10 protein-coding genes are annotated in these 13,354 nt (G+C 58.4%); 5 read left to right on the top strand and 5 right to left on the bottom strand.

Going from position 1 to position 13,354, the window contains the following annotated elements; genetic code table 11:
- The first annotated feature begins 1 nt into the window (after position 1).
- The 5 genes from AC0L7L_RS08300 to AC0L7L_RS08280 are packed head-to-tail and all read left to right on the top strand — an operon-like array spanning position 2 to position 5,294.
- Positions 2-961: an ABC transporter permease gene (locus tag AC0L7L_RS08300; RefSeq protein WP_473513322.1), complete on the top strand. Its 960-nt coding sequence runs from the start codon at positions 2-4 to the stop codon at positions 959-961.
- A gap of 10 nt (positions 962-971) precedes the next feature.
- Positions 972-1,793: an ABC transporter permease gene (locus AC0L7L_RS08295; RefSeq protein ID WP_272211354.1), complete on the top strand. Its 822-nt coding sequence runs from the start codon at positions 972-974 to the stop codon at positions 1,791-1,793.
- Positions 1,786-3,441 (top strand): ABC transporter ATP-binding protein, encoded by a 1,656-nt coding sequence (locus AC0L7L_RS08290; RefSeq protein WP_272211353.1) that lies wholly within the window; start codon positions 1,786-1,788, stop codon positions 3,439-3,441. Before AC0L7L_RS08295 ends, AC0L7L_RS08290 begins: the two co-directional genes overlap by 8 nt.
- Positions 3,442-3,463: 22 nt before the next feature.
- Positions 3,464-4,291: an SDR family oxidoreductase gene (locus AC0L7L_RS08285; protein WP_473513830.1), complete on the top strand. Its 828-nt coding sequence runs from the start codon at positions 3,464-3,466 to the stop codon at positions 4,289-4,291.
- A 10-nt stretch (positions 4,292-4,301) separates the two neighbouring features.
- Positions 4,302-5,294, top strand: coding sequence for an NADPH:quinone reductase (locus AC0L7L_RS08280; protein WP_272211352.1), 993 nt, complete (start codon positions 4,302-4,304; stop codon positions 5,292-5,294).
- Positions 5,295-5,787: 493 nt separating this feature from the next.
- On the opposite strand, the gene melA is transcribed toward AC0L7L_RS08280, so the two are convergent.
- The 5 genes from melA to AC0L7L_RS08255 form a co-directional block, all read right to left on the bottom strand.
- The gene (gene melA / locus AC0L7L_RS08275; protein ID WP_473513320.1) at positions 5,788-7,161 is read right to left on the bottom strand and encodes an alpha-galactosidase; all 1,374 of its coding nucleotides are present in this window, start codon (positions 7,159-7,161) and stop codon (positions 5,788-5,790) included.
- 15 nt (positions 7,162-7,176) lie between these two features.
- Entirely contained in the window at positions 7,177-8,847 is a 1,671-nt protein-coding gene (locus AC0L7L_RS08270) for an ABC transporter ATP-binding protein (RefSeq protein WP_473513318.1), read from the bottom strand.
- Between the two features lie 16 nt (positions 8,848-8,863).
- A complete protein-coding gene (locus tag AC0L7L_RS08265) occupies positions 8,864-9,988 on the bottom strand; it encodes an ABC transporter permease (protein WP_473513316.1) in 1,125 nt (374 codons plus the stop codon).
- Positions 9,985-10,998 carry an ABC transporter permease gene (locus AC0L7L_RS08260; protein ID WP_272211347.1) on the bottom strand — a complete coding sequence of 338 codons (1,014 nt, stop codon included), beginning with the start codon at positions 10,996-10,998 and terminating at the stop codon, positions 9,985-9,987. Before AC0L7L_RS08260 ends, AC0L7L_RS08265 begins: the two co-directional genes overlap by 4 nt.
- Positions 10,999-11,186: 188 nt before the next feature.
- Positions 11,187-13,283, bottom strand: coding sequence for an ABC transporter substrate-binding protein (locus tag AC0L7L_RS08255; protein ID WP_473513314.1), 2,097 nt, complete (start codon positions 13,281-13,283; stop codon positions 11,187-11,189).
- Positions 13,284-13,354 lie beyond the last annotated feature (71 nt).

Genomic DNA, 13,354 nt, shown 5'->3' with positions numbered 1-13,354 from the left:
CATGAACGCCTCCCTCCTTAATCTTGTGGCCCAGCGATTAGCGCTGGGCCTCATGCTGATATTTTTCGTATCGATCCTGATCTTCGCCGGCACGCAGATGCTGCCCGGCGATGTCGCCCAGGCCATCCTTGGTCAGTCGGCCACGCCTGAAGCGTTGGCAAACCTGCGCGCTGAACTCGGTTTGAACGCGCCGGTCTATCAACGCTACCTAACGTGGCTTGTCGGGTTGCTTCACGGCGATCTCGGCACCTCGCTGACCAACGGTCAGAATATAGCCTCGGCTATTGGAACACGGCTTTCGAACACCCTGTTCCTGGCCGGTTGCGCAGCTGTGATTTCAGTACCGCTCGCGATCATCCTGGGACTGGTTTCGGTGCTCTATCGCAACCGCTGGCCCGACAAGCTGATCTCGACCATCACGCTGGCGTCGATTTCCGTACCGGAATTCATGCTGAGCTATATTCTGATTTTCTACATCGGCGTGCAGCTTGGATGGGCGCCTTCGGTGGCGATGATCAACCAGAACATGTCGCTCTTCGAAAGGCTTCATGCCATTGCGCTCCCGGTCACGGTTCTGGTGATGGTGGTGCTTGCGCACATGATGCGTATGACCCGCGCAGCCCTGTTGAACGTCATGCAGTCAGCCTACATCGAAACGGCGGAACTCAACGGCCTTTCTCGTTTCAAGGTGATCTGGCGGCATGCGTTTCCAAACGCCATTGCGCCGATCGTCAACGTTGTGATGCTGAACATGGCCTATCTTGTCGTCGGTGTTGTCGTGGTGGAAGTGGTCTTCGTCTATCCCGGAATGGGGCAGTATCTGGTGGACCACGTTGCCAAGCGCGATGTGCCAGTCGTACAGGCCTGCGGCATCATCTTTGCCGCCGTCTACATCACGCTCAACATGCTGGCGGATATCATGTCCATTCTCGCCAATCCGCGGCTCCGGCACCCGCGATGAGGAGCAGAACATGATAAAGCGAATCCCTTATCCCGCCCTTTTCGGACTGATTGTCACGATATCCTTCTTCCTCGCTGCCGTTTTTGCGCCATGGCTCGCTCCCTATGGCATGAGCCAGGTTGTCGGCGATGTCTGGGAACCGGCTTCGGCCGCACACTGGCTCGGCACAGACAATATCGGCCGCGATCTTCTGTCGCGTCTGATTTATGGCGGGCAGACCACGATTTTTGTGGCGATTGCGGCGACCATGGTGGCCTTTGTCGTTGGCACGGCGCTCGGGCTCTTTGCCGCCGTCATCGGCGGTTGGGTGGATCAGGCGCTGTCGCGTCTCGTCGACCTGATCATGGCCATACCCTCTCTCATTTTTGCACTTGTGGTGCTGTCGGTGATGCCGGTAACCGTGCCGGTTCTCGTCATTGTTGTCGGCTTGCTGGAAGCGACCCGCATGTTTCGGTTGTCGCGCGCAGTTGCAGCCGATCTTGCCGTCATGGACTTTGTCGAAGCGGCCCGGCTTCGCGGAGAAGGCCGTAGCTGGGTGATCTTTCGCGAGATCCTGCCGAACGTGATTTCGCCGCTGATTGCCGAACTTGGCATGCGTTTCATCTTCGTCGTCTTGTTTGTCTCGACGCTTTCCTTCCTCGGCCTCGGCATCCAGCCGCCGCATGCTGATTGGGGTGGTATTGTGAAGGAAAACAAGGACGGTATCGTCTATGGCATTCCCGCGGCCCTGCTGCCGGCAGTTGCCATTGCCGCGCTGGCGATCTCCGTCAATCTGGTGGCCGACTGGATATTGGAACGCACGACCTCACTCAAAGGAGGCCGCAATGGCTGAGCCCCTTCTTGTAATCGAAGACCTGAAGATCGAAGCGACAAGCTATCCGCCGGGCGAAAAGCCACAGAAGATCACCATTGTGAACGGTGTTTCGCTGACGCTCGAAAAAGGCAAGGTTCTTGGGCTTATCGGTGAATCCGGGGCGGGTAAATCCACCATCGGGCTGTCCGCCATGGGCTACGGTCGCGGCGGTGTGCGGCTCACCGGCGGCTCCATCCGCCTCAACGGCCGGGAAATGCGGCGGGCACCGGGCAAGGTGCTGCGTTCCACGCGTGGGGCGGAAGTGACCTATGTGGCCCAGTCTGCCGCTGCCGCTTTCAATCCGGCGCGCAAGCTGATGGATCAGGTGGTCGAATCCACCCTCAAGCACAAGCGCATGACCCGCGCGGAAGCCAAAGCCCGTGCAATCGAGCTTTTCACCCGGCTTGGCCTGCCGGACCCCGAGACTTTCGGAGACCGCTTTCCGCATCAGGTCTCCGGCGGACAGCTTCAGCGCGCCATGACGGCTATGGCGCTCTGTCCGAAACCGGACCTTGTTGTCTTCGACGAGCCGACGACGGCGCTCGACGTCACCACCCAGCTTGGCGTTCTGGCCGCCATCAAGAAGGCGATCCGCGACTTTGACGTGGCCGCTCTATACATCACCCATGATCTGGCCGTCGTCGCCCAGATTGCCGATAATATCATGGTGCTGCGGGGCGGTGAGACGGTCGAATACGGCACCTGCGACCAGATCATCAACAATCCGCAGGAAGAGTATACCCAGGACCTGGTTGCCGCCATCAATGTTGAGCGCCGCGAGCGCGATCCGGATGAAAAGCCGGTGCTGACGCTGAGAGGGATCTCGGCGCGCTATCGCGGACTCGATTTCGACGTGCTCAAAAACATCAACATGGACGTCCAGCCGGGCACGACGCTTGCCATCGTCGGCGAGAGCGGCTCGGGCAAATCGACACTCGCTCGCGTTCTGACCGGGCTGCTGCCACCGCATACCGGCGCGGTGGAATTTGACGGCGCGGTGCTGTCATCCGCACTCAAGGGGCGGTCCAAGCAGGAACTGCAGGAACTGCAGATGATCTATCAGATGGCCGACGTGGCGATGAACCCGCGCCAGACCGTGGGAACCATCATCGGTCGTCCGCTTGAGTTCTATTTCGGCCTGAAGAGCAAAGAAAAGCGCGAGCGCGTGATTAAACTTCTCGACCGTATCGAGCTGGGCGAGGAGTTTATCGATCGCTATCCGGCCGAGTTATCCGGAGGCCAGAAACAGCGGGTCTGCATTGCAAGGGCGCTGGCGGCGGAACCGAAGTTGATCATTTGTGACGAGGTGACGAGCGCGCTCGATCCGCTGGTGGCAAAGGGCATTTTGAAGCTTCTGCGTGACCTGCAGCTCAAGGAGGGCGTGACATACCTCTTCATCACTCACGATATTGCTGCCGTGCGTGAAGTCGCCGACACGATCGCGGTGATGTATCGAGGCGAAGTGGTGCGTTACGGCGGCAAGCAGGAAGTGCTGTCGCCGCCATTTGACGACTACACCGAACTTCTGATGCGATCCGTGCCCGAAATGCGACTCGGGTGGCTGGAAGATACGCTGACGCTGCTGGAAGAGCACCTGCCGGCATCTGCGGTTCCCGAAGGAGCCTGATCGGCGTCATCTCGGCGTGACGATGAAAACTGAATACAACAAGGATCCGACATTGCCCGAAACGGTAAATGACAACACACGCCCTTCAGCGCTCGTTACGGGCGCCGGGTCGGGGATAGGCAAGGCCATCGCGCGGCATTTGAACGATGCGGGTTTTCGCATCTTCATCTGCGATGCCGACCCGAAGGCGCTTGAGGCCTTTCGTGCGGAGATGCCCGAGGCTTCAGCGCTGGTTTGCGATGTGGCGGATGAGGCGGCAGTTGCTGCCGTGATGGCGGATATTCTGGCTCAAACCGGTGGCCGGCTTGACGTGCTCGTTAACAATGCTGGCATTTCCGGCATGAACGCAGCGGTCGAGAACACTGATCCCGAAGACTTTCGCCGTACCATGGATGTCAATGTCAATGGCGCATTCTATTTTCTGACGAAAGCCGTCCCGGTGATGAAGTCGAGGGGCAGGGGCTCGATCATCAACATCGCCTCGACAGCGGCTCTTTTTGGCTATCCGAACCGTACATCCTATGCTGCCTCGAAATGGGCGATTGTCGGACTGACAAAGACGCTGGCCATGGAGCTTGGTCCCTTTGGTATCCGCGTCAATGCGATCTGCCCTGGCTCGGTTGAAGGTCCGCGCATCGATGGCGTGATCGAGCGCGATGCCATGAACCGGGGCATGGAGGCAGCGGATGTGCGCCGCCTTTACGAGGCACAGGTTTCGATGCGAAAATTCGTCAGTGCCGATGACATTGCCCGCATGTGTGTCTTCCTTTCGACAGATGACGCCGGCATGGTTTCGGGTCAGGTGATTGCCGTCGACGGTCACACTGAAAGTCTGTCCATCCCCGTTTAGGAGACGTCCGATGTATGCAGTACGGTTTGATAAATTCGGCCCTGCCGCCGATGTTCTGATTTACGAGACAGTCGAAAAACCCGTTGCCGGTCCCGATGAGGTGCTGGTTAAGCTTCATACCAGCGCGGTGAATCCCTCCGATACAAAGAAGCGCTTGGGTTCATTTCCAGACCTCCTTGATGGTGGCTATGTGGTTCCCCACAGTGACGGCGCGGGCGTGATTGAAGCCGTTGGCGAGAACATATCCGACACGCGTATCGGCGAGCGCGTCTTTGTATTCAACGCGCAATACGGCCGCCGTTTCGGTACGGCTGCGAACTATGTAGCGCTGCCATCGGCGCACGCGCCGTGCCTGCCCGAAGCTGCAAGTTTCGAGGTCGGAGCCTGTCTCGGCATTCCCGTCATGACTGCGCATCGCTGCGTCTTTGCCGATGGCTCAGTCAAAGGCCAGAGGGTTCTGGTCACCGGCGGTGCGGGGCGCGTCGGCTTTTATGCGATTCAGTGGGCGGCGCTTGCGGGCGCACGGGTTATTGCGACGGCCAGCAATGACGCCGATGCCGATGCCTGCCGCAATGCGGGCGCCGAAATCGTCGTTAATCATCGCGACCACAACTGGCCGGAAGCGCTTCTTCGAGCTACCAGCGGTGAGAAGATCAATCGTGTCATTGACGTCGAGTTTGGTGCCAATCTGGAAAATGTGCTGAAGGTGATCGCAGCAAACGGTGTCATCGCGACCTATTCCTCGACGGTCGAGAAGGAGCCGCAGCTGCCGTTCCTGAAGATGATGTATCTCGATCTCACCATCCGTATGGTGATCGTTTACGCCATGCCGGAGGAGGCCAAGGCGCATGCGATTTCCGATATTCAGGATGCTCTCGAAATGGGACGCCTGCAGCACCGAATAGCCCGTCTGATGCCGTTGTCTGACTGCGCGGTTGCTCATCGCGAGATCGAAGACGGCAAGGTCCGTGGCTCGGTTGTTCTGGCAGTCGACACCCACTGACAAAACGCATCCGGTGAGGAACTGTCAGCACTTCGTCGCAATGACAACGCGCACCAATGCTTCAGCCCGCGAAATGACAGCGTTTCAGGGATGATCTGTTGTCTGCCACGCAGGACATCATCCACGCCGGCTCCATGGACAAACAACTTCGGGGACATCTTCCGTCCAGCCAGGACACTGGTGAAGCTTGCAAGGCGCTATCAGAACGGCGGAAAATTTGGCGACGAAACCGTGAAAATATGGATAGCGTGACCCGAAGGGGCAATGCGATCAAGTTTTTCTGCCGGTAGGCCCTGCAAAACACCCGTCGATGTTGGCGTGGAACCAGATAGGCAGGCGAGGGCATGCATCAATTGTTCACTCGGGGCGGATCCGGAGACCGGCGGCAAGATGCCGCTGGTGTTCCGGGTCGCTTCGAGTGAACAGTCAGTGGAACGGGCGATGGCTTCCTTGCACAGGCAGGAATTGGTCATCGCTGTTCTCGATGGGGTATTCAGGCTGAGCGCGCCTGCTGCGCAATCCGGGCCCATTCCGGGATCCAGTCATGATGCGCAATCAGCAGATCATCAACGAGCGACCATATCTGGTCTAGGTCGAGCTCGGCGGCTGTGTGCGGGTCCATCATTGCGGCATGATAGAGGTGCTCACGGTTCTCATTGACAAGCGCTGCAACGGTCAGCTCCTGAACGTTGACATTGGTGCGGATGAGCGCGGTCAACTGCGGAGGCAGGTCGCCGATAAACGTTGGCTGAATGCCCGAGGCATCGACCAGGCATGGCACTTCCGCCGCGCAATTGTCGGGTAGCGATGTGATGCAGCCATTGTTGCGGACATTGCCGTAGATGACGGAAGGCTCTCCGGTCCAGACCGAATTCATGATCGAGGAGGCATATTCCTTGCTCTGCTCAACCCTGATTTCATCGGCGTTCTTGTACAACTCTGCCTGGCTCTTCCATTTGGCGATCTGTTCGACGCAGCGAACCGGGTATTCGTCCAGCGGGATTCCGAATTTCTCGATCAGATCTTCACGGCCTTCCTTGATGAAATAGGGCGTGTATTCGGCAAAATGCTCAGAGCTTTCGGTGACGAAATAGCCGAGCCGGGTCAGCATTTCATAGCGCACCTTGTTGGGGCAGCGCGGGTTCCAGTCAGACGGTTTGGGAAAGCTGCCCTCTCTGTAACCGCGCACAAGCTCCGGGTAGAGGTTACGGTAGCTACCATCTGCCTGTCGGTGCTCGAACTTCAGGAAGAACGCCATGTGATTGATGCCGGCAGAGCGGTAGCGGATTTCTGCGTAGGGAATATCCAGATCGCGGGCCAGTTCGCCGGCCGTTCCCTGTACCGAGTGACACAACCCGACCTGCTTGATCTTCGGATATTTCTCGGCAATGGCCCAGGTGTTGATCGCCATCGGGTTCACATATTGCAGCATGATGGCCTCAGGGCAGACCTCCATCATGTCTGCGCAGATCGACCAGAGATGCGGGACGGTGCGAAGCCCGCGCATGATGCCGCCAACACCGAGCGTGTCGGCAATGGTCTGGCGCAGGCCGTATTTCTTCGGCACTTCGAAATCGGTGACAGTGCAGGGCTCATAACCGCCGATCTGGAAGGCGACGACGACAAAATCCGCGCCATCCAGCGCTTCTCGCTGGTTTGTATGGGTGGATATCCGCGCCTTGGAGCCAAGCGTCTTGGCAAGTTTGCTGGCGACGATCTCGCTTTCTGCCAGGCGCTCGTGATTAAGATCCATCAGGGCGATGGACGCATCTTTCAGTGCCGGGCGCTGCAATGCATCGCCAATGATGTTTTTCATGAAGACCGTGGAGCCGGCGCCAATGAAGGTGATTTTGGGTTGTCTGGTCATATGTTAATTCCTGGATTATGCGGCAACTTCGAAGGCGGCCTTGACGAGCCGCTTCGTGTATTCTGTTTGCGGGTTTTCCAGCACATCGCGCACTGGCCCTTGTTCGACGATCGTGCCGTGCTGCATGACGCAGACACGGTGGCAAAGTGCCCGAACGACCTTCAGATCATGTGAGATAAACAGATAGCTCAAGCCCCGTTCACGCTGCAGTGTGCGCAACAGTTCGATGATTTGAGCCTGAACCGAAAGATCGAGCGCGGACGTCGGCTCGTCGAGAAGAATGAATTCCGGTTCTAGCGCCACGGCCCGGGCAATGGCGATGCGCTGGCGCTGACCGCCGGAAAACTCGTGCGGAAACCGATGGGTGATGGACCCCGGCAAACCGGAACTCACCAGTGCATCGCGCACCCGCCCGTCGCGGTCCTTGCCGGATGATCCGATGCCGTTGACGATCAGCCCTTCCTCAATAATCTGGCCAATCGTCATGCGTGGATTGAGAGACGAAAACGGGTCCTGGAACACTACCTGCATACGCGAACGCAATGGCCTGATCTGCTCGCGGGTCAACCCCTCGATATGCTTGTCGTCGAAAAGCACGGTCCCGCCATCGGCATGGATCAGCCGCATCAGCGCCTGGCCGAATGTGGTCTTACCCGAACCGCTCTCGCCGACAAGCCCGAGGGTTTCCTGCTTCTTCAGCGTTATCGACAGGTCGTTCACCGCTACAAGCTGGCTGTAGCTCGAATTGAAGAATGTGCCGGTCTTGAGCGTGAATGCCACCCGCACATCACGGCCCTCGAGAATAGTCTCGCCCCCTTCCGGCAACGGGTTGGCTTCGCCACTCGGTTCGGAGGCGAGAAGTTTTCTGGTATAGGTGTGTTGCGGGTCTGCGAAGAGTGGCTGCGTTTTGTTGTGCTCACGCACCACGCCTTCGCTCATCACGTAAACATAGTCTGAGAAATGGCGCACCACGGTCAAATCGTGGGTGATCAGGATGACTGCCATGCCAAGGTCGAGCTGCAGCTTCCGGATCAACCCGAGGATCTGCGCCTGAACGGTAACATCCAGAGCTGTCGTCGGCTCGTCTGCGATCAGCACATCTGGCTTGTTGGCCAGCGCCATGGCGATCATCACACGTTGGCGCTGGCCACCGGAGAGCTGGTGCGGATATTGTTTAAGGCGCGCTTCGGGTTCTGGAATCTGAACCTGCCTGAGAAGCTCCAGCGTCTCCTGTTCCGCCTGTTTTTTGCTGACCCGGCGATGGGTCTGGATAGCTTCGATGATCTGCGAACCAATAGTGTAGATCGGGTTCAGCGAGCTCATCGGCTCCTGAAAGATCATCGAAATCCGCGAACCGCGCATCAGCCGCCGCCGCTTGTCGGAGAATTTGAGAACATCCTCGCCGTCATAGGTGATTGTTGCGCCCTTGCCAACGGTCGCGCGTTTGGGCAGCAGGCCCATGACCGTGCGGGCTGTGACGGATTTTCCGGAACCGGATTCTCCGACAATGGCGATTGTCTCACCGCGATAAAGCTGGAAGGAAACGTTGCGCACCGCGTTCACCGTGCCGTCTTCGACAGCGATATCGACGGCAACATTGCGGGCGTCAATGATCGGTTGACCCTTGTTTTCCTGCCAGTCGCGCCTTTCGGAAGGCGCAGTGTCATGTCTGAGTTCGTCAGTCATTGAAAGCGTCTCCTGATCAATAGGGGTCGATGGCATCGCGCAGACCGTCGCCAAAGGCATTGAAGGCAAAAACGGTCAGAAGCACGAAGGCGACGGGTGATAGCAGCCACGGATAGGCACCGATCACCGCATAATTGGAGGTGTCGCGCAGCATCAGGCCCCACGAAATCATCGGCGGCTTGACCGCAAAACCGAGGAACCCGAGGAAGGCTTCGAGCAGCACGACCGTTGGAATGGCGAGCGTCACCGCAACGATCACGTGGCTCATCACATTCGGCAGGATGTGGCGAAAGATGATGCGCTTGTCGGTCGCGCCGACGGCAATGGCCGCGCGTACATAATCCATCCGCACCAGTCCCAGGGTCTTGCCACGCACTTCGCGCGACATCTGCGCCCAGCCAAGCGCCGACATCACGGCGATGACGAACCCCAGAAAGATCTTGGTTGGCGCGGTCACCGGAATGAGCGATGCAAGCGCCAGATAGAAGGGCAGTTGCGGAAAGGCGAGAACCAGTTCGACAAAGCGTTGTATCCAGGCATCCACCGGGCCGCCAAAATAACCGGAGGTCATGCCGACGGAGGTTCCAACCACAGTAACCACCGAGACCACGGTGAGAGCGATCAGAAGCGAAATCCGTGAACCGTAGAGGATGCGTGACAGCACATCGCGGCCAAGCTTGTCTGTGCCAAGGAAGTGAATGACGGTGCCATTGGTTGCTCCGATGAGATGCCGGTTGGCGGGAATGAAGCCTAAAAGCTTGTACGGCGCGCCCTTAACGAACAAACCGACGATCTGCGGATTGGCGTAATCCTTGCCGACCAGAGGCTGGAAGGTGATCGGGTCGAGCTCGCCGGTGTCACCGAGGGGGTAGGCGCGCGGCGGAAATACGAACTCGCCATCCTTGCCGAACACCGTTACCGTTTGCGGCGGCTGATAGGCTTGCCCGGTTACGCGCGGGTCTGCCGGTGACAGAAAATCAGCGAACACGGCGGTGAGCAGCAAAAAGCAAACCAGCACCAGTCCCATCATGCCGGAAAATGATCGTTTCAGACGACGCCAGACCAAAGCAAGGTAGGTCTCGTTCTTGTTCGCGTCCGGCTCTTTGACGGCATCTACGGTTTGGAGAATATTATCGGTCATACCGTCGCTCTCCCGGTCTGTCTGATACGCGGATCCAGCGCTACAAGCAGCAGGTCGGCGATGATGTTGCCAATCAGCAGCATGGCGGAAAGCAGCAGCATGAAGGTTGCCGTGACATAGACATCACCGACCTGCATGGAGCCGACAATCGCCGGGCCAACGGTTGGCAGCGCGAAAATGATCGCGACTTCGATTTCACCGGTCAGCATGTAGGGCAGGACCACGCCCTGATACGCCACGAGCGGGTGCAGTGCATTCGGCACGGCATGGCGCATGATTACCTTGCGCTCGGAAAGCCCTTTGGCGCGCGCTGTCTCCACATACTGCATATTGAGTGTATCGAGCAGATTGCCGCGCATAACCCGCATATTGTAGGCGAGCCCGCCGAATGTGGCGATGGCGACGACCGGCCAAACATGCTGCAGGAGGTTGACGAGCTTGCCCCATGACCAGGGCGCACCGCCATATTGCGGCGAGAAGAAACTGCCCACCTCGCTGACGTCGAAATGGAAGACGAGGATATAGACGATGATCAGCGCCATCAGGAAGCGTGGCACCGTCATGCCGAGAAAGGCGACCCCGGACAGCGCCGTATCGATCCAGCTATATTGTCGTGTCGCCGCTACAATGCCGAAACCGATGCCGAGGATGGATGCGAGTATGTGGCAGGTCAGCGCCAGCGCCAGCGTGCGCGGCAGCCGTTCGGCAACGACGTCGGAAACGGGTTTGTTGTAGTAAAGGCTCTGGCCGAAATCCCCATGGAAGACGATGCCCGTCACCCAGTTCAGATATTGCACGGGAAGCGGGTCGTTGAGGCCATGTGTTTCGCGATAGGCCTGAGCCTGCTGGTCGGCCTGTTCAAAGGACGCGCCGCCCTGATTGATCGCTTGGGAGCGAATATAGTCGCTGTAGTCTCCGGGCGGAGCCTGAATGATGACGAAAGTCACAATGCTGAGCACGAAGAGCAGCATCAGCCCCGACATGATCCGGTTAAAGAGAAATCGTGCCATTGGTCCCTGCATCCCATTTATGCATCTTCGCGGAGGTCCGGTTTCCGGCGATGCACTCTGTTCGATTTATAGAGCGGTTTTGCGGGTCAATGTGCACACAGCGCTCTATGGCGGGGCCGGCGCGCCCCATGAGAATGGCGGGTGCCGGCCCCAGGTTTTGGCGGCGGCCCTGATGGGCCGCCATGCCGTCAGCCGCTGACCGGGCCGTCGGCACCCGGTTCACCGGGCAGGGTTTCCGGGAACAGCTGAAGGTCCTGCTGATCAGCAGTTGGCACAAACATGCGTTCGCGAATGATGGCATCTTCAGCCCAGTTAAACATGAAGATCGGCGCACCGGCGGCGACATTGTCGAGGCGTTTGTTGACGATCAGTGCCCCGGGGAATTCAGTCAGGCCAATCGTATCGACATTCTGTGTCGCCACTTCCTGATACCGGTTCATCAGTTCTGCACGCTCCGCATCGTCGTCGGTGTCTATGAACTGGTTGACGATGCCGACGAGCTGTTCTTCATATGGCATCAGGTCAACCGTTCCGTCGGGGCCAGCGCGATGATGATGGCTGGTGCGTGGGCCGACAGGTGCCAGCGAGGTGGTGCCCTGAACAACAGATGCCAGCTCGGGCGGGTTACGCATGATGAACCAGTCGAAATCACCGCCATAACGGACAGATTCATACTGGTTGTTCTCGATCGAGTTCTGCACGACGCGCAGGCCCACTTGCTGAAGCTGACCGATGACACCTTCGGCAAGGTTGACGTCGGTGTTGTAGGACGAGCTCAAGAGCAGGACGATATCGACATCCTGACCGTCGAGTTTGTCTTCCGGCCAGTTTACGAAGCCGTTGCCGTCGGTGTCTTTCAGCCCGAGAGACGCCAGGATCTCTTTTGCGCCGTCCGGGTCATAGGGATAGTAGTAGGTAGAATCCCGGTCATAGAAGCTTGTCCCCGAATTCAGCCCACCTGGATAGATCGCGGTGAACGGACCGCGTACCAGAGAATCGCCGAGCGCCTGCCGGTCAATCGCCATGGTCACGGCCTTGCGGAACTCGGGATTGCGATTGAGCTCGCGCACGGCTTCGCCCCGTTCATCAGGCTCACCCCAGCCATTGCCGGACAGGTTCATGCGCATGTTGTAGCCGATCAGGCGCGGACCGAAGGCGAGCCTTGCAGGGGCCGTTTCTTCTGCTGCGCGACGCAGTGCGACAACAAAGTTTTCAGGCTGCTCGAGGTTGGAGAGATCGGCGGAGCCAGCGATCGTCTGGATGTCACGATCTGCCCATGTCGAGAGCTTGTAATGCAGTTCGTCGATATAGGGCAGTTGGTGACCTTCCTCGTCGACCTTCCAGTAATAGGGGTTACGGCGCAGTACGATGATATCGTCCGAGCGGTACTCCACCGGAGCCCAGGCGCCCATGACCGGCCAGTTCAGGAATTCCGGCGGGAAGCCATTGCGATACTCATCATAGGTCGTATCGGCATAGGCGGGATGCTTTGTTTTCAGCATATGCGCAGGGCCGGGGCAGAAGTCGCCATAGGCCATGTTGAAGAGATATTGTCGCGGAAACTCTTCTTCGAAGGTCCATTCGACGGTGTAGTCGTCAATCGCCGTCAGTGTTGTGTTTGAGCCGAACCGTTCGCGGGTGGCGCCATTGAGCGGCGAGACGTTGGGGTCGACGATATTGTCCTCCCACATGAAGATCACATCTTCAGAGGTGAACGGAACGCCATCGGACCATTTGGCACCTTCAATCAGCTGCATGGTCAGCGTGTGACCATCTTCCGACCATTCCCAGCTTTTGGCCAGGTTCGGCAGAGGCTCCATGTCGCTGGCTTCCACCTGATAAAGCGGAGCCGTGCGGGTCAGGCATTCGAACATGCCGATGTCGATGCCACCCCAGCCAGTGCTCTGACCGGCCTGATAGTTCCAGCCCTCCGGCCGGCCGCCGATGACATGACGCAGTGTGCCGCCGTAAACGCCGATGCCATCCGGCATGTTACCTGTTTTGAAAACAAGCGGTTCAGCGGGAAGGCGTTCGTCAACCGGTGGCAGCTTGCGGGCGTCGACGAATTTCTCCGTTACCCATTGCGGTTCGGAATATGACGGCAGCGAGCGAAACTCCGCAATCGCGTCACGCGGCACATAGGTAATCTTGGTTTGCGCCGGGAATTCCGGTTGCTCCGGCACGACCGTCATCTCCGAAGCGAATGCGCCTGAAGATAGTGCAAGGGTTGATATCCCGGCGGCCAGAAAGCTGGCTATACGCCGGGAAGCAAGGTGAGATGTCATCGTGTCGTCCTCCCTTGTTGACACTGAAAGCGAAGGCCAAACGCCTTTCGCCGATTGTCCCGCCAGCGAGG

The sequence above is a fragment of the Martelella sp. K41-7 genome (assembly GCF_055808365.1).
This window is presented reverse-complemented; position numbering and strand designations above follow the sequence as displayed.